The sequence below is a fragment of the Mesorhizobium sp. MC2-1-1 genome (assembly GCF_057597255.1).
Window position 1 is genome coordinate 4,977,318 of sequence record NZ_CP195205.1, and the last position, 21,850, is coordinate 4,999,167.

At 64.9% G+C, this 21,850-nt stretch carries 21 protein-coding genes, 1 tRNA gene and 1 pseudogene; 16 read left to right on the forward strand and 7 right to left on the reverse strand.

Features of this window, described 5'->3' with window-relative positions; genetic code table 11:
* The first annotated feature begins 149 nt into the window (after positions 1-149).
* The 5 genes from ACR64R_RS24610 to ACR64R_RS24630 all read left to right on the forward strand — a co-directional run bounded on the left by ACR64R_RS24610 (position 150) and on the right by ACR64R_RS24630 (position 5,184).
* Positions 150-1,022 carry a dimethylarginine dimethylaminohydrolase family protein gene (locus tag ACR64R_RS24610; protein WP_487358842.1) on the forward strand — a complete coding sequence of 291 codons (873 nt, stop codon included), beginning with the start codon at positions 150-152 and terminating at the stop codon, positions 1,020-1,022.
* Positions 1,019-1,651, forward strand: coding sequence for a TetR family transcriptional regulator C-terminal domain-containing protein (locus tag ACR64R_RS24615; protein WP_487358843.1), 633 nt, complete (start codon positions 1,019-1,021; stop codon positions 1,649-1,651). Before ACR64R_RS24610 ends, ACR64R_RS24615 begins: the two co-directional genes overlap by 4 nt.
* Positions 1,652-1,771: 120 nt before the next feature.
* A complete protein-coding gene (locus tag ACR64R_RS24620; RefSeq protein WP_487358844.1) occupies positions 1,772-3,352 on the forward strand; it encodes a 5-guanidino-2-oxopentanoate decarboxylase in 1,581 nt (526 codons plus the stop codon).
* 251 nt (positions 3,353-3,603) lie between these two features.
* The gene (locus ACR64R_RS24625) at positions 3,604-4,311 is read left to right on the forward strand and encodes a capsular polysaccharide synthesis protein (RefSeq protein WP_487358845.1); all 708 of its coding nucleotides are present in this window, start codon (positions 3,604-3,606) and stop codon (positions 4,309-4,311) included.
* A gap of 165 nt (positions 4,312-4,476) precedes the next feature.
* Positions 4,477-5,184, forward strand: coding sequence for an SDR family NAD(P)-dependent oxidoreductase (locus ACR64R_RS24630; protein WP_487358846.1), 708 nt, complete (start codon positions 4,477-4,479; stop codon positions 5,182-5,184).
* 81 nt (positions 5,185-5,265) lie between these two features.
* On the opposite strand, the gene rpsA is transcribed toward ACR64R_RS24630, so the two are convergent.
* The 4 genes and pseudogenes from rpsA to aroA form a co-directional block, all read right to left on the reverse strand.
* The gene (gene rpsA / locus ACR64R_RS24635) at positions 5,266-6,963 is read right to left on the reverse strand and encodes a 30S ribosomal protein S1 (protein ID WP_487358847.1); all 1,698 of its coding nucleotides are present in this window, start codon (positions 6,961-6,963) and stop codon (positions 5,266-5,268) included.
* Positions 6,964-7,155: 192 nt separating this feature from the next.
* The gene (gene cmk, locus ACR64R_RS24640; RefSeq protein WP_487362541.1) at positions 7,156-7,806 is read right to left on the reverse strand and encodes a (d)CMP kinase; all 651 of its coding nucleotides are present in this window, start codon (positions 7,804-7,806) and stop codon (positions 7,156-7,158) included.
* A 30-nt stretch (positions 7,807-7,836) separates the two neighbouring features.
* A pseudogene (locus ACR64R_RS24645) lies at positions 7,837-8,109 on the reverse strand (DUF6881 domain-containing protein); the annotation flags it as partial.
* Positions 8,106-9,464: a 3-phosphoshikimate 1-carboxyvinyltransferase gene (gene aroA, locus ACR64R_RS24650; protein WP_487358848.1), complete on the reverse strand. Its 1,359-nt coding sequence runs from the start codon at positions 9,462-9,464 to the stop codon at positions 8,106-8,108. The pseudogene ACR64R_RS24645 and the gene aroA, both read right to left, overlap by 4 nt.
* A 194-nt stretch (positions 9,465-9,658) precedes the next feature.
* Between aroA and ACR64R_RS24655 the strand changes: the two genes are divergently transcribed.
* The 3 genes from ACR64R_RS24655 to ACR64R_RS24665 all read left to right on the forward strand — a co-directional run bounded on the left by ACR64R_RS24655 (position 9,659) and on the right by ACR64R_RS24665 (position 11,078).
* Positions 9,659-10,054, forward strand: a complete 396-nt coding sequence (locus ACR64R_RS24655) for a TIGR02300 family protein (protein ID WP_487358849.1) — start codon at positions 9,659-9,661, stop codon at positions 10,052-10,054.
* 176 nt (positions 10,055-10,230) lie between these two features.
* Positions 10,231-10,306: transfer RNA gene (locus ACR64R_RS24660), tRNA-Ala, on the forward strand.
* A gap of 415 nt (positions 10,307-10,721) precedes the next feature.
* Positions 10,722-11,078 carry a hypothetical protein gene (locus ACR64R_RS24665; RefSeq protein ID WP_487358850.1) on the forward strand — a complete coding sequence of 119 codons (357 nt, stop codon included), beginning with the start codon at positions 10,722-10,724 and terminating at the stop codon, positions 11,076-11,078.
* A 17-nt stretch (positions 11,079-11,095) separates the two neighbouring features.
* Here ACR64R_RS24665 and ACR64R_RS24670 read toward each other — a convergent pair whose 3' ends face one another.
* Entirely contained in the window at positions 11,096-12,208 is a 1,113-nt protein-coding gene (locus tag ACR64R_RS24670) for a lactonase family protein (protein ID WP_487358851.1), read from the reverse strand.
* A 305-nt stretch (positions 12,209-12,513) separates the two neighbouring features.
* Here ACR64R_RS24670 and ACR64R_RS24675 point away from each other — a divergent pair, with 305 nt between their 5' ends.
* The 8 genes from ACR64R_RS24675 to ACR64R_RS24710 all read left to right on the forward strand — a co-directional run bounded on the left by ACR64R_RS24675 (position 12,514) and on the right by ACR64R_RS24710 (position 20,072).
* Complete coding sequence (locus ACR64R_RS24675; protein WP_487358852.1) at positions 12,514-13,065, forward strand: MaoC family dehydratase; 552 nt, start codon at positions 12,514-12,516, stop codon at positions 13,063-13,065.
* A gap of 3 nt (positions 13,066-13,068) precedes the next feature.
* Positions 13,069-14,229: a CaiB/BaiF CoA transferase family protein gene (locus tag ACR64R_RS24680; protein WP_487358853.1), complete on the forward strand. Its 1,161-nt coding sequence runs from the start codon at positions 13,069-13,071 to the stop codon at positions 14,227-14,229.
* A gap of 20 nt (positions 14,230-14,249) precedes the next feature.
* Positions 14,250-15,377 (forward strand): extracellular solute-binding protein, encoded by a 1,128-nt coding sequence (locus tag ACR64R_RS24685; RefSeq protein WP_487362542.1) that lies wholly within the window; start codon positions 14,250-14,252, stop codon positions 15,375-15,377.
* A gap of 25 nt (positions 15,378-15,402) precedes the next feature.
* On the forward strand, positions 15,403-16,587 hold the full coding sequence (locus ACR64R_RS24690) for a substrate-binding domain-containing protein (RefSeq protein WP_487358854.1): 1,185 nt from the start codon (positions 15,403-15,405) through the stop codon (positions 16,585-16,587).
* 108 nt (positions 16,588-16,695) lie between these two features.
* Complete coding sequence (locus tag ACR64R_RS24695) at positions 16,696-17,433, forward strand: ATP-binding cassette domain-containing protein (protein WP_487358855.1); 738 nt, start codon at positions 16,696-16,698, stop codon at positions 17,431-17,433.
* Positions 17,426-18,163, forward strand: coding sequence for an ATP-binding cassette domain-containing protein (locus ACR64R_RS24700; protein ID WP_487358856.1), 738 nt, complete (start codon positions 17,426-17,428; stop codon positions 18,161-18,163). Before ACR64R_RS24695 ends, ACR64R_RS24700 begins: the two co-directional genes overlap by 8 nt.
* Positions 18,160-19,101 carry an ABC transporter permease gene (locus ACR64R_RS24705; protein WP_487358857.1) on the forward strand — a complete coding sequence of 314 codons (942 nt, stop codon included), beginning with the start codon at positions 18,160-18,162 and terminating at the stop codon, positions 19,099-19,101. Before ACR64R_RS24700 ends, ACR64R_RS24705 begins: the two co-directional genes overlap by 4 nt.
* Before the next feature lie 5 nt (positions 19,102-19,106).
* Positions 19,107-20,072 (forward strand): ABC transporter permease, encoded by a 966-nt coding sequence (locus ACR64R_RS24710; RefSeq protein ID WP_487358858.1) that lies wholly within the window; start codon positions 19,107-19,109, stop codon positions 20,070-20,072.
* 9 nt (positions 20,073-20,081) lie between these two features.
* On the opposite strand, the gene ACR64R_RS24715 is transcribed toward ACR64R_RS24710, so the two are convergent.
* On the reverse strand, positions 20,082-20,921 hold the full coding sequence (locus ACR64R_RS24715) for an amidohydrolase family protein (protein WP_487358859.1): 840 nt from the start codon (positions 20,919-20,921) through the stop codon (positions 20,082-20,084).
* Positions 20,922-20,986: 65 nt separating this feature from the next.
* Complete coding sequence (locus tag ACR64R_RS24720) at positions 20,987-21,775, reverse strand: IclR family transcriptional regulator (RefSeq protein WP_487358860.1); 789 nt, start codon at positions 21,773-21,775, stop codon at positions 20,987-20,989.
* Positions 21,776-21,850 lie beyond the last annotated feature (75 nt).

A 21,850-nucleotide genomic window follows, 5' to 3' on the forward strand; every position in this document is an offset into this window, starting at 1 on the left:
GCTGTACTGCCCGCTCCAGATTTCAGCATGGACCCAACAGCGCGAGCCCGTCAATCCCGCTCATTACGGCACTTGCGGCCTTGTTGTGCAAGTGTATAAATAGCCGCCCATGAAATTTTTTCGATTTTTTTCAGCATAAAAGGGTGTCGATGAGCGCTTTCGGATCGCAGTCCATGGCGGCGCCGCTGAGGCGCGTGCTGATGCGTTCGGCGGCCAACGCCATGCGCGGCGCCGACAGGGCCGCCTGGCACTATGGCCCCGGGTTCGATCCGGCGAAAGCTGCCGCGCAGCACATGGCCTTTGCCGAAATGGTGGCGGCTTCCGGCGCCGAGATCGAATGGATCGACGACAAGGCCGACGGCCTTTCGGATTCGGTTTTCACGCATGACCCGTCGCTGATGACCGATGGCGGCGCGTTGATCCTGTCAATGGGCAAGCCGCTGCGCGCGAGCGAGCCGTCGCTGCATGAGGAAACCTACACAAGGATGGGCATTCCGATCGTCGGCCGCGTGCTGCCTCCCGGCCAGGTCGAAGGTGGCGATTGTGTCTGGATCGATGCCCGCACGCTGGCGATCGGGCGCGGTGTGCGCACCAACCAGGAAGGCATCCAGCAGGTCGCCAAGCTGCTTGCGCCGCTGGGCATTTCCGTCCACGGCTTCGATCTGCCGCTGTGGCAGGGCGAAGAGGCGTGCCTGCATCTCATGTCGGTGATCAGCCCGCTGGCCGACGACCTTGCGCTGGTCTATTCGCCGCTTTTGCCGGCGCCGTTCTATCAGATGCTGAGGGCGCGCGGCATCCGGCTGGTCGAAGGCGACCCGCAAGAGTTCGCAGCGTCCAACGGCCTCAGCCTGAACGTGCTGCCGACGAGCCCGCGCAAGGTCATTGCCGTTGCCGGCTTTCCCAGGACAAAGGCCGCCATGGAAGCCGCCGGCTGCACGGTTGAGGTATTCGACGCGGATGCGCTCTGCATCGCATGCGAAGGCGGGCCGACATGCCTGACTCGGCCGATCCTTCGCCAATGAATTCGCCTTCCCGTCGCAAATTCCGTCGCGAGGGCGAGGAGCGGCGGCGGCAGGATCTGATCGAGGCGACCCTGGACAGCGTGGCGGAGCATGGCCTGCAGGGCGCCACTGTTCGCACCATCGCATTGCGCGCCGGTGTCACCGCCGGGCTGATCCGGCACTATTTCCCCGGCAAGGAAGATTTGCTGCAGGAAGCCTATGCGACGCTGATGGGCCACATGACCGAGCAGGCCAAAGCCGCCCTGGTCATGGAGGACGCCTCGCCGCGCCAGCGCCTTGCGGCCTTCGTCACGGCCAACCTCAACGCGCCGATCATCGACCAGCGGGTGTTCTCGCTCTGGGCGACCTTCATCGGCCGCGCCGGCGCGCATCCGTCGCTCGCCCGCGCCCACCGCGAAGGCTATCTCGGCTTTCGCAACGAGGTGGAGGCCGTCGTGGCCGAAGTGCTCGCCGCCGAACGGCGCGAGCCGGACGCGGCGGCGCTGCGCCGCCACGCCATCGCGATCAATGCGATCATCGACGGGCTCTGGATCGAAGGCTGCCTGGCGGGCGAGATGTTCCTGCCCGGCGAACTGGCGGCGATCGGCATCAAGGCTGTCGAGGCCGAACTTGGCCTGGCGCCGCTTTAAATCAAGGGGATAGCGGATGATGTCGACCAAAAACCGATTCATCATGCTCTCGCAATTCCAAGGAAAGTGAGAAGCGGTTTTCCGCTCGGAATTGCGTAGGAAACAAAGGGGAGAAGATCAATGACCACCATCGGCGAAGCGCTGATCACCTTACTCGAGGCGCATGGCGTCGATACCGTCTTCGGCATTCCGGGCGTGCACACGGTCGAGCTCTATCGCGGCCTGGCGCGCTCCAGGATACGTCATGTCACGCCCCGCCATGAGCAGGGCGCCGGCTTCATGGCCGATGGTTATGCGCGTGCCGGCGGCCGGCCGGGCGTTGCCTTCGTCATCACCGGGCCGGGGCTCACCAACACCATCACCGCCATGGGCCAGGCGCGCGCCGATTCGGTGCCCATGCTGGTGATCTCCGGCGTCAACGCCACCGATACGCTCGGCAAGGGGCTGGGCTTCCTGCATGAACTGCCGGACCAGCGCGGCATGATGGAAAAGGTGGCGCTGTCTTCCGAGCGCATCACCGAGGCCGGCCAACTGCCGGGCGCGCTCGCCCGCGCCTTCGCGCTGTTTTCCTCGTCGCGTCCCGGCCCGGTGCATATTGAGATCCCGACGGACGTCATGGTGAAACCGGCCGATGGGCTCACGGCGGCGTTGAGCAATGCCGCGCCGCCCGCGCCTGAAGCCGCTGCGGTCGCAGAAGCGGCAAAATTGATCAAGGCGGCCAGCCGCCCGCTGATCCTTGCGGGCGGCGGCGCCAGGAAGGCCGACGCGGCGTTGCGGCGCCTGGCCGAGTCGCTCGGCGCCCCTGTCGTCGAGACCGCCAATGCGCGCGGCCTTCTGCACGGCCATGCGCTCTGCGTACCGGCCAGCCCCAGCCTGAAGGCAGTGCGCGCCCTGATGGCCGACGCCGACCTGGTGATCGCCGCCGGCACCGAGTTCGGACCGACCGATTATGACGGCTATGGCGACGGCGGCTTCGTGTTGCCGAAGAACCTGATCCGCATCGACATCGGCGCCGACCAGATCGCGCGCCGGCCGGCGACGGTCGGCATCCACGCGGATTGCGCCGAAGGGATCGAGGCCGTGCTCACGGCGATCGGACCGGGCCACGTCGCGGCAAGGGATGGCGAGGCTCGCGCGGCCGCGGCGCGCCAGGCAGCGCTGGCCGAACTCAAGCCCGATTATCTGGCCCAGGTGCGCGCGGTGGAGATGATCCGCGACGCGCTGCCGGGCGCCATCATCGTCGGCGATTCGACCCAGCCCATCTATGCCGCCAACCTCTATTACGATCACGACCGCCCCGGCGGCTGGTTCAACGCCGCGACCGGCTTCGGCGCGCTGGGCTACGGCCCGCCCGCGGCGATCGGCGCGGCGCTCGCCGTGCCGGGGGCGCCGGTGGTGTGCCTCACCGGCGATGGCGGCTTCCAGTTCACCTTGCCGGAGATCGGCGCCGCGCTCGATGCCGAAGCGGCTGTGATCTTCGTCGTCTGGAACAATCGCGGCTATCGCGAGATCGAGACTTCGATGCTCGACGTCGGTGTCGAGCCCGTCGGCGTGTCGCCGGCGCCGCCGGATTTCTGCAAGCTCGCCGAGGCTTACGGCATAGAGGCCGAGCGGCTGGGCGGTACGGCCGATCTGGCCGGGGCACTGAACCGCGCCCGGGCGGCCGGCAAGCCGCGCGTCATCGAGATTGCGGTCGATTGACCGTCCTGGTGGCATCGGGGAGCGATGGCTTGGATGGCGGCTTCTTCACCGAACCGCCATTCGACGATCCGCTCCGGCGCCGTCACCTGGCGCCGTTGCGGTGGGCGGCGTCTTCGACGGCCCTGCCGTGGTGGCTGCGCAAGCGAGCTGCCAAGTCCCACATGAATCTGGCTCGGCGTAGGGACCGGTGTGCCCGAAACGCTGCTGTCGAACACTCGCAATGGTGCTCCGACAGCACCCCGGAAGGCGGATTGGGTCCGATCTGGCAATATTGGGCGCAAGGTGTCGAAAACGCGCCCCCGTTGGTGATGGCCTGCCTGCGTTCGGTTGAAAGGCACAAGGGCGACCGCGACCTCATCGTGCTCGATGATACCTCGGTGACGGACTATGTCGATCTCCCGGGGCATATCTGGGACAAGCGGCGCCGCCAGTTGATGACAAGCCAGCACTTTTCCAATTTCATCCGGCTCAGCCTGCTTCTGCGGCACGGCGGCACCTGGCTCGATGCGACCATCCTGCTCCGGCAGCCGGTGCCCCGGCAGATCGAGCGCGAGGACTTCTATATCCTTCGCGAAACCAATCGGGCGCCGCGGCTGGTGGAGACCTGGTTCATCCATGCGCGCAAGGGACACCCCCTGGTCGAGACGGTGCTTCATGGCCTTGCCGACTACTGGCGCGAATACGATCGGCTCCTGCAGTATTTCATGTTCCCGCATCACATCGAGGCCTCTCTGCTGCTGCACCGGAAGCTGAGGGAGGACTTCCTGAAAATGCCGCAGGTTGGTGCGGACAGACCGCACGAATTGCAATGGCAACTCTTGCAGCCTTTGGACGAAGCGAGACATCGCGCCATGTATGACGGGTTCTGGCTGCACAAGCTCAACCACAAAGTATGGCGCCCGGAGACGGACGAGCTTCTGCTTTGGGATGCCATCCTGAATGGATGGCCTCTTGTTTGAGATCCCGACTTGCCATCAACGGAAAATCGTACCGGGACGCATGCAAAGACGCGCCACCTGCCATGTCGATATTTCAATTGAGTGTCGCAGCGAAAGGCGCGACGTTTCATTCTGGGGCGGTATAACCAAAGAAATAACCAAAAAAATGACAGGAGCAGTCAAAGTATGACGGAAACGCTGGACGGCAGGCATGTCGTGATAACGGGCGGTACTGGGGCGCTCGGCGGCGCGGTTGTCGGCAGATTGCTGGAGCAAGGCGCGATCTGCCACGTGCCCAATGCCCACGCTGCAGCCCCGCCTCATTTTCCCTACACAGCCCACGCCAGCGTGCACCTGGCGCATAATGTCGACCTCTCGGATTCGGCCAAGGTCGAGGCCTTCTACCATCGGGTGCCCGAGCTGTGGGCCTCGATCCACCTTGCCGGGGGCTTCACCATGGCGCCGGTCGAGAAGATCGAGTCGGCCTCCTTTGCCGAAATGATGGACACCAACGCTCGCACGACCTTTCTGTGCAGCCGCGCCGCGGTGCGCTCTATGCTGACGTCCAACACCGCTGGTCGCATCGTCAATGTCACCGCCCGGGCGGCGCTGGAACCACGCAAAGGCTCCGGCATGGTTGCCTATACCGCGAGCAAGGCGGCGGTGGCGGCGATGACGGTGGCCATGGCCGAGGAGTTGAAGCACAAGGGGATACTGGTCAATGCGGTGGCCCCATCGACCCTCGACACCCAGGCCAATCGCGACAGCATGCCGGACGCCGATTTCAGCAAGTGGGTGAGCCTTGAGGCTGCGGCAGAAGCGATCGCCTATCTGGCCTCGCCGGCAAATCAGGCCATGAGCGGCACGCTGGTTCCGCTCTACGGCCGGGCCTGAAGCGCGACGATAAACTAAACAAAAAACCCCCGCCGGATCGCTCCGGCGGGGGTTTTGCTTTCGGGGTCGCGAAGAAAGGACTTAGCTGCCCTGCTTCTTCAGCGCCGCGCCCAGGATATCGCCCAGCGAGGCGCCGGAGTCGGTCGAGCCGTACTGGGCCACCGCTTCCTTCTCCTCGGCGATTTCCAGCGCCTTGATCGAGACCTGCAGCTTGCGGGTCTTCTTGTCGAAGGCGATGACGCGGGCGTCGACCTTCTGGCCGACGGTGAAGCGCTCGGGGCGCTGCTCGTCGCGGTCGCGAGAAAGGTCGGAGCGCTTGATGAAGGTCTCGAGTCCGCTGTCGACCAGCCGCACGTCCAGACCGCCGTCCTTCACGCCGATGACCTCGCAGGTGACGACGGCGTTCTTGCGCAACTCGCCGCTGGTGGCCGCTTCGCCGACCGTGTCACGGGCCAGCTGCTTGATGCCGAGCGAGATGCGCTCCTTCTCGATGTCGACGTCGAGCACCTGCGCCTTGACCATGTCGCCGCGATTGTACTCCTCGATGACCTGCTCGCCCGGACGGGTCCAGTCGAGGTCGGACAGGTGCACCATGCCGTCCACGTCGCCTTCCAGGCCGATGAACAGGCCGAACTCGGTCTTGTTCTTGACCTCGCCCTCGACCTGGCTGCCGACCGGATGGCTCGAGGCGAATGCCTGCCACGGGTTTTCCAGCGTCTGCTTGAGGCCGAGCGAGATGCGGCGCTTGGCCGGATCGACCTCGAGCACCACCACGTCGACTTCCTGCGTCGTCGACAGGATCTTGCCGGGATGCACGTTCTTCTTCGTCCACGACATTTCCGAAACGTGGATGAGGCCTTCGATGCCAGGCTCGAGCTCGACGAACGCGCCGTAGTCGGTGATGTTGGTGACGGTGCCCTTGATCTTCTTGCCGATCGGGAACTTGGTGCCGATATCCGACCACGGATCCGACTCGAGCTGCTTCATGCCGAGCGAGATGCGGTGGGTTTCCTGGTTGATGCGGATGATCTGCACCTTGACCGTCTGGCCGATGTTGAGGATCTCGGTCGGATGGTTGACGCGGCGCCATGCCATGTCGGTGACATGCAGCAGGCCGTCGATGCCGCCGAGGTCGACGAACGCACCGTAGTCGGTGATGTTCTTGACCACGCCCTCGACCACTTGGCCTTCCTCGAGGTTCTGCACGATTTCCGAACGCTGTTCGGCGCGGCTCTCCTCGAGCACGGTACGACGCGAGACCACGATGTTGCCGCGGCGGCGATCCATCTTGAGGATCTCGAAGGGCTGCGGGTTGTGCATCAGCGGGGTGACGTCGCGGATCGGGCGGATATCGACCTGGCTGCGCGGCAGGAACGCCACGGCGCCGTCGAGGTCGACGGTGAAGCCGCCCTTGACCTGGTTGAAGATGACGCCTTCGACGCGCTCACCCTTGGTGAACTTCTCCTCGAGGCGCACCCAGCTCTCTTCGCGGCGAGCCTTCTCGCGCGACAGCATGGCTTCGCCAAGCGCGTTCTCGATGCGCTCGACATAGACCTCGACGGTGTCGCCGACCTTCAGGGAGGACTCTTTGCCCTTGGCGCCGAATTCCTTCAGCGGCACGCGGCCTTCGACCTTGAGGCCGACATCGATGATGGCCATGTCCTTTTCGATCGCGGTGATCGTGCCCCGGACAACCTGGCCCTCGCCGGAATGGCCGGCGGTGAATGATTCTTCGAGCATGCTCGCGAAATCGTCGCGAGACGGATTAGCAGCTGACATTGTTTCTCCTGGAATACTCCGCTGTCGCGGAGCGGGCGCCGTGGGTTAGCGTTGCGTGAGCCTGCCGGCGTTCCGGGCTGAAGAGCCCTTGGCCGCTATCGGAGCGGCGAGTCCGGCGCATGAAGAAAACTGGCAGGCTGGTTCGTGCCCGATATGGGTATTTCAGCCGCCGACGGCAACCGAGAACCTTGATCAGGCCTTGCTTCTCTTGGCGAGGGCTTCGTCAACGATAGCCATCGCCGCCAGAAACGCGGTCTCTATAGCCATTTCGCTGGTATCAAGCAAGTGCGCGTCTTCCGCTGGCTTCAGCGGCGAGGAGGCTCTGCCCATGTCGCGTTCGTCGCGGCGCTCGATATCGGCAAGAATGGTGGCGAAATCGGCGCTGCCGCCCATGCTCTCGATCTCGGCCAGCCGGCGCTTGGCCCGCACCGCCGCGCTTGCCGTGACATAGAGCTTGATGTCGGCGTCCGGGCACACCACCGTACCGATGTCGCGCCCGTCGAGCACCGCGCCCGGCGGCGCCTTGGCGAAGGCCCGCTGCTTCTCGACCAGGATCCGCCGCACCGAGGGGATGACCGCGACTTTCGAGGCGGCCTCGCCCACCGCATGCGCCGACAGCACCGTGCGGTCGAGGTCCGAAAGGTCGACCTGCCGCGCCGCGGTTTCCGCCGCCGAGACATTGTCGAGCGGCAGGCCGAGCTCGAGCAGCTTGTGGGCCACCGCGCGGTAGGTGAGGCCGGTGTCGAGCAGGTTCAGCCGGTAATGGTCGGAGAGCCGTCGGGCGAGCGTGCCCTTGCCTGCGCCAGCGGGGCCGTCGATGGCGATGGTGAAGCCGGTCGTCATTCGAAACCCCGATGCAAGTGCGTCACCCCACCGGCGCTCGAAGTCGGCCGCCGTAACGTCCGAGGCCTTGAACTGGCTGTCCGAATTGATCTCTGCGAGATCGGGAAAGCCCTCTGTCGAATTCCTTGTCCCGCCAACCTCAACATCCTCCGACCGGTCCGTGCCGCGAATAGCAAAACCAACGGAACCATCGGCATAGAACTCTATTGTGCGGTTCTGAAAATCGTCATCGGCGATTTCATACCAGAGGTCGGATGGCTCCTCCGGGATATCATGTTGCCAATGGACGTGGACGTATCTCACTCGATCTCCGCGCCCAGTCCCTTCATCAGCCCCATGAACTCCGGAAAGCTCGTCGCGATCATGTTGGCGTCGTCGATGGTCACCGGCTTTTCCGTCGCCAGACCCATCACCAGGAAGCTCATGGCGATGCGGTGGTCGAGATGCGTCTTCACCGCGGTATCCGGCCCATTGGGATGCGCGCCCAACCCCTTGCCGCCCGGCCTGCCGCGCACCGCGAGCGATGCCTCGCCCTCGGTGCAGTCCACACCGTTGAGCTTCAGCCCATTGGCCACCGCCGACAGTCGGTCGGATTCCTTGACGCGCAGTTCCTCCAGGCCCTGCATCAGCGTCTCGCCTTCGGCGAAGCTCGCCGCGACGGCCAGCACCGGATACTCGTCGATCATCGACGGCGCGCGCTCCGGCGGCACGACGACGCCCTTCAGTTCCGAGGAACGCACGCGCAAATCCGCCACGTCCTCGCCGCCGGCGTTGCGCGGGTTGAGGATGTCGATATTGCCGCCCATCTCCTGCAGGGTGAGAAGCAGCCCGGTGCGGGTCGGGTTCATCAGCACGTTCTCGATCACGATGTCCGAGCCCGGCACGATGAGCGCGGCCACCAGCGGGAAGCCGGCGGAGGAAGGGTCGCCCGGCACGGCGATCGTCTGGCCGGTGAGCTTGCCCTGGCCTTCGATGAAGATGTGGCGCACGCCGCGCTCATCGGTCTCGACGGTCAAATTGGCGCCAAAGCCCTTCAGCATCTTTTCGGTGTGGTCCCGCGTCATCACCGGTTCGATCACCGTCGTGATGCCCGGCGTGTTCAACCCTGCAAGCAGCACCGCCGACTTCACCTGGGCGGAAGCCATCGGCACGCGATAGGTGATAGGCGCGGCGTGTTTCGGGCCGTGCAGCGTGATCGGCATGCGGTCGCCGGGGGCCGCCTTCAGCACCTGCACGCCCATCTGGCGCAGCGGGTCGAGCACGCGGCCCATCGGCCGGCCGGACAGCGAGGCGTCACCGATGAAGGTGGTCTCCATGTCATAGGTGCCGACGAGGCCCATGGTGAGGCGCGAGCCGGTGCCGGCATTGCCGAAATCGAGCGGGCCTTCGGGCTGCAGCAGCGTGCCGTTGCCGGTGCCGCGGATCACCCATTCGGTGCCGTTCTTCTCGATATGCGCGCCCATCGCCTTCATGGCGGCGCCCGTGCGCATCACGTCCTCGCCTTCGAGCAGGCCGGTGATGCGGGTCTCGCCGGAGGCCAGCCCACCGAACATGAAGGAGCGGTGCGAGATCGATTTGTCGCCGGGCACGCGCGCGGTGCCGGAAAGGGCAGGGGATTTGCGGGCCGTGGCCGGTTTAGCGGCGGCGGAATGAGACATTTTGTCTTCCAAGTGAAATGCCGGATGACCGGCTCGGTTCGTCATGATGCCGCGGTCTCGTATCACGCCACGCGGCAATGGTCATCCCCCGGGCGAGAGCGTTCGAATGCAGGCTTTTGCGCCGCCGGCTTTTGGCTTTGACAGCGCTCAAAACTGCGGTTAAGGGGACCACTCTTTTATTGACGAGGCCTGCTGTGGCAAAAGCTGAACTTGGCACCAAACGCATCGACCCCGAGACGGGTCGGAAATTCTATGACCTGAACAAGGATCCGATCGTCTCGCCCTATACCGGCAAGAGCTATCCGCGCTCCTATTTCGACGAAGGCAAGATTTCCGCCATCGAGGAAGATGAGGAAGTCGCCGACAAGGAAGTCGACGGCGACGAGGAGGAGGGCGCCGAAGTCGTCTCGCTCGAGGAAGCAGATGACGAGGCCAAGGGCGGCGCTGACGATCTTCCCGATCTCGTCGATGACGAGGACGATGTCGACCTCGGCGACGATGACGACGACACCTTCCTTGCCGACGAAGAGGAAGAGGACGACGATGTCGCCGACATGATCGGGGTTGGCGACGACGAGGACGAGGTCTGATTTCAGACCTCGGCAAGATTGTTTGCCGGCCATTTTCGCCTGTGACGAAAAAGCGGTCTTTCAAGGCTTGATCTTGACCGAAGGCGGCGCTAGAAGCCGCCAGCACTAAACGACGGCGCGGTCCCAACCGCGCCGGATCTCTTCGCCGGAAACGGCGCCGGCTGACTGCCGGGAGTGGGGCCATAGCTCAGTTGGGAGAGCGCTTGAATGGCATTCAAGAGGTCGTCGGTTCGATTCCGATTGGCTCCACCAAACAGTCCTTCTGTCTAGTTGATATCGAGCACTTTTCGGATATCTCGGGAAGAACCCCGACAACAACCTAGTGTCCACATTTCCGGCGGGTTTGGCGGCGCCGACCTCCTCGCGGGTTGTTCGCTAGGGATACGAAGGAAAGCGCCCGAGGAAATCCCTATGCCGGCGGCGGCAACTAGGCTAAGGGCTTCCTGTCAGAGGGATGCTCATGAATATTCCGGTTATGGGTGTGATTCAGGCGCGGGGACGTGTTCGGTCCGGACGGCTTGCGCGATCGAACCGTCTCTTGCCGATGTTTTGGGTTGCGATGGCGCTTGCTGCTTGTCAATCGACCCCGGACACACGGCCTGTTGCTGACCCGCAGCCAGTTCCGGCCGTCATTGCTGCTCCCGCCCCGGCTTCATCGAATTCGGCGGTGCTGGACCAGACGGTCGCGATCGTTCCGCCCGGCAAGGGCGTTCCCGCCAGATACGCCGCATTCTCAGGCATATGGGCGGGGCAGCTCAACGGCATGTATGACGGCAAGCTGGCGGTCCTGACCGTGTCCTCGGGCGGGCAGGTGACGGTCAGCTACGCATGGGGCGATCTCGCCGACAACAAGCCGGGCGTCGCCGACGGTTCCGGCAGGATTTCCGGTAACACGTTGAAGCTAGGGCGCCTGCCGAACGGTGCTGACATCACCGCCAGCATGTCGTCGCCAGGAACGCTCAACGTCACCTACGCGCTTGCCGGCCAGACTTACACAGGCTCGTTCACCCGGGTCAGCCAGTAGGCAAGGTTGGCTCTAGTCTAGGATCGAAGCAGGTCTTCGACGATCCGCACGCACATCGGCGTTCCGACCTCGATGGCATGGCCCGTATCTGTCAGCTGGCCGCTGCTCTCGTCGCGGGCGAAGATCGAGATGCGGTCGGCGTTCTGGTTGGCCGAGAACAGGTGCCTGCCGGATGGCGTCAGTGCCAGGTTGCGCGGTGTCGCGCCGCCGCAAGGCGTGAAGTCGACCGTATCGAGTTTTCCCGACTGCTGATCGACGGCGAAGATGGCGACGCTGTCATGGCCCCGGTTGGAGCCGTAGAGGAAGCGGCCGTCGGGCGAGATCTGGATGTCGGCGCAGTGATTGTGCGCGCGTGCCTCTGCGGGAACCGCCGGCTTGGTGTCGATGAGTTCGAGCCGACCCGAAGAATAGTCCAGCGCCAGCGACACGACCGTCGAGTCCAGTTCGTTCATGACGAAGACGAAACGGCCGTTCGGATGCAGCGCGACGTGGCGCGGACCGGCGCCTGGCGTGAGCGCCGAGGACGCGAGTTTCACCAGCGTGCCGTCGGGCTCGATCCGGTAGGAGACCAGCTGGTCGATGCCGAGATCGGCGACGATGGCGACGCCGCCCTCGATGGCTTCGGTGACGCTGTGGGCATGCGAGCGCTCCTGCCGCTCGGCATTGGGTCCGGTGCCGGAATGCGCCACGCTCGCCAGCGGCGCCGTTAGGCCGCCGTCGGCGTGAAAGCCGAACACGGCGACCGCCTTGTCGGGGCCGCCGCTTCCCATGCCGTAATTGGCGACCAGCAGCTTGCTGCCGTCGCGGGTGATCGTGTTGTGCGCGGTGATGCTGCCGAGCGAGGGCTGCTTGTTGAGATAGGCGAGTGAATTTGTGGCGCGCTCGAAGCGATAGGCCGAGACCGTTCCCTCGCGCCAGGCGAAGACTTCCGAATTGGCATATAGGCGCGAGCCATCCGGCGTCACCGACAGGAAGGTCGGATTGTCGACCTCGTTGGTCTCGGCAAGCTTCTGAACGGCAAGCGTCGCCTCGTCGAAAGCGTAGACCCCGAGGCCGACGCCACGCGCGCCCTGGAAATAGGGCGCCTCGCGGTTGAGGCTGCCGACAAACACAAGACAGGCGCTTTGCATCGATCTTCCTCCTGAGCAGGTTCCGCAAAACTGTTCCTCGGCTTTGCGATCAAGAACCTGCGAAAAACAACAATCCCTGGGCAGGCATTCATGCTTGCCCGCGACTGCCCGGCCAGGGCCCGCGGCTCCTCCGCCCGTGCCGGCTCTCCAAAAATTTCGCCGATCATCGCTTGCAAGGCAATCCCATATGTGAAAATATTATTCACAAAAGAAAACTGACGGGAGGAAGCGATCATGCGTCTCGCCATCCGGCATCGTGCCCGGAACCGCCTCGGCGGCCGCGCCGGAAGCCTCCGGTGCGGATCATGAGCGCGTTCTCGCCTACCGTCGGTGTCTCCTCGACGCATCCTGCCGACATGCCCGGGGCGCATGCCGAAATCCCTGTCTGGAATTCGGAGAACTGGTTCTACGAGGACTGGCAGCCCGGCCACAAAATCCGCTCGCTCCGCCGCACCATCGCCGAGGGCGAAAGCCATATGTTCAATACGCTGGTGCTGGATATCCACCCCTACGTGCAGGACCAGATGTTCGCCGGGAAGGAAGGCATCTTCGGCCGGCGGCTGGTGGCGGGCGCCTTCGTCTTTTCGGCCGGGCTCGGACTGGTCGCCACCAACTGTGTCAACGCCTTTTCCTATGGCTACGACAAACTCAAATTCATCAAGCCGGTCTTCATCGGCGACACCATCTATTCGATCCGCACCAACCTCGACAAAAAGCCGCGCTACCAGGACATGGGCCTGATCCGTGCCAGCTATGAGGTCTTCAAGGGTGAAGGAGAGCTGGTGCTCTACTGCGAGCATCTGCAGACGGTGAAATACAAGAACCCGGCCGACTTTGCCGGCAAGACCGAGAAGTGAATCGTGGCCGCTGACACCGAACTCCCGCTGGCCGGCCTCGTCGTCATCGACATGAGCCAGTTCCTGTCGGGGCCTTACTGCTCGCTGCGCCTGCTCGACCTCGGCGCGCGCGTCATCAAGATCGAGCGGCCCGATGGAGGCGACCTGTCGCGCCGGCTTTATCTCAGCGACACCGAGATCGGCGGCGATTCCACCATTTTCCACGCCATTAACCGCGGCAAGGAGAGCATGGCCGTCGACCTCAAGAACGAGGCCGATCTCGCCATGCTGCGCGGGCTGATCGCCAAGGCCGACGTGCTCATCCAGAACTTCCGGCCTGGCGTGATCGAGCGGCTCGGCCTCGATTATGGGCATGTGAGCACGATCAACCCACGGCTCGTCTACGCTTCGATCAGCGGCTATGGCGAGGAAGGCCCTTGGGTGAAGCGGCCCGGGCAGGACCTGCTGGCCCAGTCGCGCTCCGGCGTCATGTGGCTGAACGGCGACGAGGGGCAAGGGCCGGTGCCATTCGGCCTGGCGATCGCCGACATGCTGGCGGGCGCGGCCTGCGCGCAAGGCATTCTCGCCAAGCTGGTGCGGCGCGGCATCACCGGTCAAGGCGGCCATGTCGAAACCAGCCTGCTCGAGGCGCTGATCGATTTCCAGTTCGAGGTGCTGACCACCCATCTCAACGACGGCCGCCGCCTGCCGAAACGCTCGTCCTTCCGCAGCGCCCACGCCTATCTCTCGGCGCCCTACGGCGTCTATCCCGCCAAGGACGGCTATCTGGCGATCGCCATGACGCCGATTCCAAGAATCGCCGACCTGCTCGAATTGCCCGAGCTCGACCCGTTTCGCGACAAACCCGCGACCTGGTTCACCGCCCGCGACGAGATCAAGGCGATCATTGCCAGGCGCATTGCCGAAAGGACCATAGACGAATGGCTGGCCATTCTCGAACCCGCTGATGTCTGGTGCGCGAAGGTGCTGACGTGGCCGGAGCTGATGCAGAGCGACGGCTTCAAGACGCTCGACATGCTGCAGACCGTGACGCGTGAGGACAATGTCTCGATCCTCACCACCCGCACGCCGCTGCGCGTCGACGGCGCCCGCGCCAAGGTGGAGCGCGCCGCCCCGCGCATCGGCGAGCACAGCGACAGGATCCGCGCGGAGTTTGGCCTGTGAACGGGGTCTCCTTGAAAGGCATGACCTGGAGCCATCCGCGCGGCTACGACCCGATGGTGGCGTGCTCGGCGCTGTGGAAGGAAAAGACCGGCGTGTCGATCGAATGGGAAAAGCGGTCGCTCCAGGACTTCGAGTCCTTCCCGGTCGAAGAGCTCGCCCGCGCTTACGACCTGATCGTCATCGACCATCCGCATGTCGGCCAGATCACCGCCGAGAAATGCCTGGCGCCGCTCGATGTGCTGGGACGCGAGGCGGAACGCGAAGCGCTTGCGAGGGCAAGCGTCGGCAAGTCCTATCCGAGCTACACGTGGCAGGGCCGGCAATGGGCTTTCCCGATCGATGCCGCGACCCAGGTGCAGGCCTGGCGGTCGGATCTGATCGAGGCCGCGCCGAGAATCTGGACCGAAGTGCTGGCGCTGGCCGAGCAGGGTCGCGTGCTATTGCCGCTCCGGCCGCCGCATTCGCTGATGTGCCTCTACACACTGGCCGCCGATCTCGGCCGACCCTGCATGGTCGACGGCCCGGGCGACCTGGTCGATGGCGAGATCGGCGAAACCGCCTTCGAAATGCTGCGCGAGATCGCGGCGCTTGTCGATCCCGCTTGCCTGACGATGGACCCGATCGCCGTGTTCGAAAGGATGGCGGAAGCCAATTCCCGCATCGCCTGCGCCCCGCTGATCTATGGTTATGTTCCCTATGCGGTGGCGGGTTTCCGGCCGCGCCGCCTCGCCTTCGCCGACATGCCGGTCGCCGGCGGCAATGGCCCGGTCGGCTCGGCGCTCGGCGGCACCGGCATCGCCGTCTCCGCCTTTTCCACGGCGCGCGACGCGGCAATCGACTTTGCTTATTGGATCGCCAGCGGCGACGTGCAGCGCGGGCCCTACGCCGCCGCAGGCGGCCAGCCCGGACATGCCGCGGCCTGGGAGGATGAAGCCGTTAACGCCGCGACCGGCTGCTTCTATCGCGCCACGCGCGCGACGCTCGAAGGCGCCTGGGTGCGCCCGCGCCATGACGGCTACATGGCGTTCCAGCAGCAGGCTTCCGACCGTATCAACGAAGGCCTTGCCGGCAGGCAGGACGCACGCCGCGTCGTCGCCGAGATCAATCGCCTGTTCCGGGGGAGTTTCGCGCCGGCTGCCGCCGGCTGATTTCACTGCACCAAGGGAGGAAAAAATGACCAGCCTGATACGCGGCCTTCTCGCCGCAACTGCCTTAGTCTCGATCCCGTTCGCCGCCCATGCCGCCGACGTGAAGTCGGTGATCGACGGCCTGCCTGCCGATCTCAAGGCGCAATATGATGGTGCGCCGCAAAAAGTGCTGCCCTCGGCCTGGGACAATTTCACCCCGCCGCCGAAGCCTTGGAAGTGGTGCCACTCGGAGAGCTACCAGGGCAATCCGTGGCGCGTGTCAGTCACCAAGGAGCTCAAGCGGCTGGTCGATGGGCTGATCGCCGACGGCACGGTGTCGAGCTTCGAGGTGTCGGATTCGAACAACGATCCCAGCCAGCAGATCAACCAGATCCGCGCCTTCATCGACAAGAAATGCTCGATCATCACCTCGATCCCGGGCTCGGCGACGGCGCTCGACGATGCCGTGGACGCCGCGGCCAAGGCAGGCATTCCCTTCATCACGGCGGCGGGTTCCATCACCAGCCCCAACGCGATCAATGTCGATTCCAACTATGCCCGCTGGGGCTATGACATGATGACGGCGATCGGCAAGGCAAAGCCCGACGCCAGCGTACTGGTCGTCGAAGGCATCGCCGGCCATCCGATCGTGGTCCAGGAAAAGCAGGGCGCCGACAAGGCGCTGGCCGAGAACAAGGGCCTCAAGGTCGCGCGCACCGTCAATGGCAACTGGACAGCCAACGTCACCAAGACAGTGGTGCTGCAGGCGATCGCAACCAATCCGGCGCCGATCGACGCCGTATGGACGACCGGCAGCGAAAGCCGCGTCGTGGCCGAAGCCTTCGCCGAGGCCGGACGGCCGGCGCCGCTGATCACCGGCTCGATCACCGGCGATGCGCTCGGCTACTGGAAGGCCAACCCCGACAAATACCGCTTCGAAGGCCATGCCGTGCTGCCGGGCTGGACGGCGCAAACGCTGTTCCGCGTCGGGGAGCGCATGCTGGACGGCCAGAAGCCGAAGCTCAACACGCTGCTGATTCCGATCCCGCCGGTGCACGCCGCCGAACTCGACAAATGGTACAAGGACTGCATGACGCCGGACGCCGTTTCGGTCTTCCCGGTGCCGCCGACGGACCCGATGCCCGAAAACGTGCTCGACGCCTATTTCGCCAATCCCGCCCCGACCAAGGGCTGGGACTATTCCAAGGTGCCGGACGCCTGCGCCAAGTGATGTTTGCGAAGCCGGCTCTCCCTAGAGCAATTCCAGGAAAAGTGTGAAACGGTTTTCCGTCCGGAATTGCGTGAGATAGGGCCGGCTTCTCTATTTTTGGAAAGAGACATGCTCGAAGTCCAAGGCGTTTCCAAACGCTATGGCGAAACCGTCGCGCTGGCGGAGGCGTCAATCGCCTTCCAGCCGGGCACGATCCATACGATCCTTGGCGAGAACGGCTCGGGCAAGAGCACGCTGGTGAAGCTCTTGTCCGGCATCGTGCAGCCGGATGGCGGCGCGATCCTGCTCGACGGCAAGGCATTCTTCGGCGCGCAGCCGGCCGCCTTTCAGGCTGCCGGCTTAGCCACCGTTTTCCAGGAGGTGCTGGTCGCGCCCGACCGTTCGGTGACCGACAACATCCTGCTCGGCCTCGACGGCCTCTGGCGGCGAGCGGTGCCGCGCGGCGAGCGCCGCGCCCGGGCGCAGGCCGCTCTCGGCCGCTTCGCGGTGACGCCGATCGATCTCGACCGGCCTTGCGGTGAACTGCCGCTTGCCGCGCGCCAGCTTGTCGTGCTGGCCCGCGCGGTCATCCGCAATCCGCGTGTGCTGATCCTCGACGAGGTGACGGCGGCGCTCGACTTCGCTGATCGCGAATCTGTCTTCGCTTTCATGCGCGCGCTGGCCGGCGCGGGCACGCTGATCCTGTTCATCACGCACCGCATGGACGAGGTGATGACCCTGTCCGACCGCATTTCCATCCTGCGCGCCGGCCGCGTGGTGAAGACCGAGGAGCGGGGCGTGTCGACGCCCGCCGAGCTTCTGGCGGCGATGGCGCCGCAGACGGCCGCGGAGTTGGCGCATGGCTGACGCCAAGGCTCTTCGCGTGCGCGAGCTTGTCATCGCCCCTGGCGTCGAGCCGATCAGCCAGACCATCGCGCCGGGCGAGATCGTCGGTCTTGCCGGGCTCGACGGCCATGGTCAGGAACGCTTCCTGCGCGCATTGGCGGGACTAGAAAGCCCGGTTGCGGGCGACATCGCGGTCGACGCTCAACCAGGATCGATCACCAGCTTCCGCAAGGCCGTCGCAAACGGCATTGCCTATCTGCCGCGCGACCGCCGCTCGACCGGCATTTTCCCCACGCAGTCGGTGCTCGACAATTTTGCCATCTCCACCGTGTCGAACGATCGCCGCTTCGGCTTCTTGAGCTTCGCGGCGCGGCTCCGTCGCTACGAGGCCTACAGACGGAAGCTCAGCATCGTCGCGCCGCGCCCCGACGCGGCCATAACGACACTTTCCGGCGGCAACCAGCAGAAGGTGCTGCTCGCCCGGGCCCTCGCACTGGAACCCAGCTTCCTTTTGCTCAACGATCCGACGCGCGGCGTCGACGTGGCGACCCGGCACGTTCTCTATGACGTCTTCCGGGGCCTTGCCGCCGAGGGCATGGCCCTGGTGATCCTGTCCAGCGAGATCGAGGAGATATTGCTTCTGTGCCACCGCGTGCTGGTGTTCCGGGAGCAGCGCGTGTCGGCCGAGTTCTCGGGGGCTGAGATGACCACCGACGCGGTGATCGCCGCCATGTTCGGACGCGCCGCATGAACCCGGTCCTTCGCAAGCTCCGTGGCGTCGGCTTTGCCGTGGTGATGCTCGTCGTGCTGCTCGCGCTGAACGTCGCGCTCAATCCAGCACGCTTTCAGCCTTCGTCCTGGGGCACGCTGCTCGGGCTGGCCGCGCCCCTGATCGGCGCGGCCGTCGCCTCGGCGCCGGTCATACTTGCGGGGCGCGGCGGCATCGACATCTCCGTCGGCCCGCTGATGGGCTTCGTCAACGCCCTGGTCATCCAGGTGCTGTTCCTCTATCTCGGCGTCTCTTCGCCGCTGGTCATCGTTCCGGCTGCATTGCTGGTCGGGGCACTTGTCGGCGCTGCAAACGGCGTGCTTGCCACCATTGTCCGCATCCAGCCGATCGTGGCGACGCTCGGCACCTATCTGATCCTGACCGGCGTCACGCTCACCATCCTGCCGGCGCCGATCGGTCCGGCGCCGGACTGGCTTAAGGCGATGGCAGGGCCGCTTTCGATCGTGCCGCTAGTGCTGATCGGCTTATGCTGGCTGTTCGTCCGCCGGACGCCCTATTACGACCTGCTGATGGCTGTGGGCAGCGACGACCGCGCCGCCTATACGGCCGGCGTGCCGGTGATCCGGGTGCGGCTGATCGCCTATGTCCTGACCGGGATATTCGCCGGCGCCGCCGGGCTGATGCTTACCTCGCTGATCGGCTCGGCCGACCCCAATATCGGCCCCACCTACACACTGATCGCCATTGCCGCCGTGGCGCTCGGCGGGGTCAGCCTAGCTGGCGGGCGTGGCGGGCTTGGTGGCGCCGCGGTCGGCGCCATCGACATCTTCCTGCTGCAGAGCCTGCTCACCACCTTCAACGTTTCCACCTATGTGCTGCAGATAGCCTATGGCCTGATCCTCGTTGTCGCCGTGGTGCTGACGGCGGTGCAGGAACGGCTGTCGAGACGGAAGGGCTGACCGGGATGATCGGCAACTGGTTCCAGTCCACCAACGCCCGCATCGCCGGGGCCTTCCTGATGGCGTTGCTCTTGCAGGTCATCGGCACGCTGCTCATCCCCGGCTATTCGGCGCCCTTCGCCATCCGCGCGCTGCTGGTCATCGCTTCGCTGCTGGCGGTCGCTTCCATCGGCCAGACGCTGGTCGTCATCCTCGGCGGCATCGATCTCTCCATCCCCTTCGTCATCGGATTCGCCAATGTCGTGGCGGCGCAGCTTTATGGCCAGGGCTGGAACTTCGCCCTGGTCTGCGTTCTCGTCGGGATCCTTGCCATCGCGATCGGCGCGCTGAACGGGCTGATCGCGCGCGGGCTCAACATCCACCCGCTTATCGTCACGCTCGGCATCGGCATGGTCGTCCAGGGCGCTGTGCTGTTGTGGACCGGCGGCTTCCCATCCGGCTCGGCGCCCGAGGCCGTGTCGGCCTTCGTCTCGATCGGCGGTTCGGTCGGCCCGCTGCCCGTGCCCTTGCTGGTGCCTTGCCTCGTCGTGCTGACGGCGCTGATCGTGCTGGTGCTCGGCCGCACGCCCTATGGACGCCGGCTTTACGCGGTCGGCAGCAACCCGGAGGCAGCACCCTTGGCGCTGATCGATCCGCTGCGCATGTGGGTCGTTACCTATGCGGCGAGCGCTTTCTTCGCGGCGGTCGCCGGCGTGCTTCTGCTCGGCTTCACCGGCTCGGCTTATGGCGATGTCGGCCAGCCCTATCTGTTCCAGACGATCGCGGCGGTCGTTGTCGGCGGCGCAGCACTCGTCGGCGGGCGCGGCAGCTATCTCGGCACCATAGCCGGCGTCCTGGTGCTGACCGAAATCAACACGCTGCTGATCGGGCTCGGCTTCCGCCCGTCGACGGTGCAAGCCGCGCTCGGCCTCGTCATACTGCTGCTGGTCTCGCTCTACGGCCGCGAACGCCACGTTCGGACAACGATTTAAGTCGAGCGGCTATCCAAGCCGCCAAAGCCGGCGCGCATTGCCCGATAGCAGGCGCGTCCGTTCCGACTCGCTCGCGCCCGCCAGCAAGGCATGGGTGGCGGCAATCCAGGTCGTCAGCCCGCCGCCCAGCATGCAAACCGGCCAGTCGCTGCCCCAGATCACCCGGTCCCAGCCGAAGCAGCCAATGGTGTGTTCGACATAGGGCCGCAGTGTATCGACCGTCCAGGCCGCCGGATCGGCATAGGCAACGACGCCGGAGATTTTGCCGACGACGTTGGGACGCCTGGCGATCGCCTCCATATGTTCGCGCCATGGATGCTCGGCTTTGCCCTTGATGTCGGGCACGCCGCAATGGTCGAGGACGAACTGCACGTCGGGCGCGAGATCGGCCAGCGCCATCGCCTTTGGGATCTGATGCGGCAGCACCACCAGATCGAAGGTCAGGCCGGTGCCGGACAGCCGCTTGATGTTCTGGCGAAACAGCGTTCCTTCCGACAGGTCGTCGGGCACGACATGCAGCACGCGGCGGAAGCCCTTGACGAACGGCTCGGCCTTGACCGTTTCCAGATAGGTCTCGAAACCGGCCTCCTCGGGCCGGCAGGAGGCGATCGCGCCCTTGAGCATGCTGCCGACCCGGCCGGCGAGCGACTTCACATAAGCGGTCTCGGCGGCGATGTCGGCCGGGTCAACATCGACTTCCATATGCAGGACGCCTTCGATGCCGCAGCGCCGGGCGTCGGCAGCATATTCCTCATAGGAGAAGTCTCGGTTCAGCGCCGGCACGCCGGCCAGCCACGGATAGCGAAGCGCGCTCTGGTCGATGAGATGCAGATGCGTGTCGATGATCATGGCGACGTCTCCTCCCGTTGCGCCAGGCACTATCTCGCCTAAAAATCCATTATTCAAATAAGAAATTAATGCGATTGCGGCACATCGCACCCGGCGAGCTGGGAGAGCCTTGCGGCGGCGTCTTGCAGGTGCCGGATCGTCAGCGTGATGTCCGGGGCGGCGGGCGCGTTGACGAGGGTTATGTAAGGAATGGTCAGCGCCGCGATCGCCCTGCCATCGGGCCCGAGCACCGGCGTCGACAGATTGTAGACGCCGGCGGTCTGCAGCGACGCCATCATCTCGTAGCCCCGGTCTCGCACCTGGTCGAGGCGGGCGAAGAACTCCGGTGTCAGGTTTAGCTGTTCGGTGCTCTGCAGGTGTTCGGCGATCATCATCTTGCGCTCTTCGGGCGACCGGAAGGCGAGCAGCACATGGCCAGAACCGGTGTCGAACAGGCTGATATGCGAGCCGACGCGGATCGAGATACCCCAGTAGCGCGGCGCTTCCTGCTGGGCGATGACCACCGCGGCGCCACGGTCGAACACCACCAACTGGTTCGCCTGCCAGGACGTTTCGGCCAGTTCGCGCATGATCGGCGTCGCATAGGAAACCAGCCGGCGCACCGGCGCATGCAGTTGGGCGAGGCCGAAAAGCTTCAGCGTCAGCGAATAGCGGTCGCCGTCGATCTTGGTGACGTAGCCGCGCCGCACCAGACGGTCGAGCATCCGGTAGAACTCGTTCGGGCTGCGGTCGAGCCGTTTGGCGATCTCGGCCTGCGTCAGCCCGCCATCCACGCTCGACAGCAGTTCGAGAATATCCAGGCCCTTGTCCAGCGCCGGCGCGCGGTAGCGGTCGCCATCGTCTTCCTCTGCCATATGCCCCTCTAGTGAATTTCGATTTGCATATATGCATGAACTCCCTTCCGCTGGAAGCACTATTGGCTTGACCCG

Excerpts from the sequence above, each read along its gene's own strand:
- ACR64R_RS24610 (WP_487358842.1), top strand. The coding sequence starts at position 150 with ATGAGCGCTTTCGGATCGCAGTCCATGGCGGCGCCGCTGAGGCGCGTG.
- ACR64R_RS24615 (WP_487358843.1), top strand. The coding sequence starts at position 1,019 with ATGAATTCGCCTTCCCGTCGCAAATTCCGTCGCGAGGGCGAGGAGCGG.
- ACR64R_RS24620 (WP_487358844.1), top strand. The coding sequence starts at position 1,772 with ATGACCACCATCGGCGAAGCGCTGATCACCTTACTCGAGGCGCATGGC.
- ACR64R_RS24630 (WP_487358846.1), top strand. The coding sequence starts at position 4,477 with ATGACGGAAACGCTGGACGGCAGGCATGTCGTGATAACGGGCGGTACT.
- rpsA (WP_487358847.1), bottom strand. The coding sequence starts at position 6,963 with ATGTCAGCTGCTAATCCGTCTCGCGACGATTTCGCGAGCATGCTCGAA.
- cmk (WP_487362541.1), bottom strand. The coding sequence starts at position 7,806 with ATGACGACCGGCTTCACCATCGCCATCGACGGCCCCGCTGGCGCAGGC.
- aroA (WP_487358848.1), bottom strand. The coding sequence starts at position 9,464 with ATGTCTCATTCCGCCGCCGCTAAACCGGCCACGGCCCGCAAATCCCCT.
- ACR64R_RS24670 (WP_487358851.1), bottom strand. The coding sequence starts at position 12,208 with ATGCAAAGCGCCTGTCTTGTGTTTGTCGGCAGCCTCAACCGCGAGGCG.
- ACR64R_RS24675 (WP_487358852.1), top strand. The coding sequence starts at position 12,514 with ATGAGCGCGTTCTCGCCTACCGTCGGTGTCTCCTCGACGCATCCTGCC.
- ACR64R_RS24685 (WP_487362542.1), top strand. The coding sequence starts at position 14,250 with ATGACCTGGAGCCATCCGCGCGGCTACGACCCGATGGTGGCGTGCTCG.
- ACR64R_RS24690 (WP_487358854.1), top strand. The coding sequence starts at position 15,403 with ATGACCAGCCTGATACGCGGCCTTCTCGCCGCAACTGCCTTAGTCTCG.
- ACR64R_RS24695 (WP_487358855.1), top strand. The coding sequence starts at position 16,696 with ATGCTCGAAGTCCAAGGCGTTTCCAAACGCTATGGCGAAACCGTCGCG.
- ACR64R_RS24700 (WP_487358856.1), top strand. The coding sequence starts at position 17,426 with ATGGCTGACGCCAAGGCTCTTCGCGTGCGCGAGCTTGTCATCGCCCCT.
- ACR64R_RS24705 (WP_487358857.1), top strand. The coding sequence starts at position 18,160 with ATGAACCCGGTCCTTCGCAAGCTCCGTGGCGTCGGCTTTGCCGTGGTG.
- ACR64R_RS24710 (WP_487358858.1), top strand. The coding sequence starts at position 19,107 with ATGATCGGCAACTGGTTCCAGTCCACCAACGCCCGCATCGCCGGGGCC.
- ACR64R_RS24715 (WP_487358859.1), bottom strand. The coding sequence starts at position 20,921 with ATGATCATCGACACGCATCTGCATCTCATCGACCAGAGCGCGCTTCGC.
- ACR64R_RS24720 (WP_487358860.1), bottom strand. The coding sequence starts at position 21,775 with ATGGCAGAGGAAGACGATGGCGACCGCTACCGCGCGCCGGCGCTGGAC.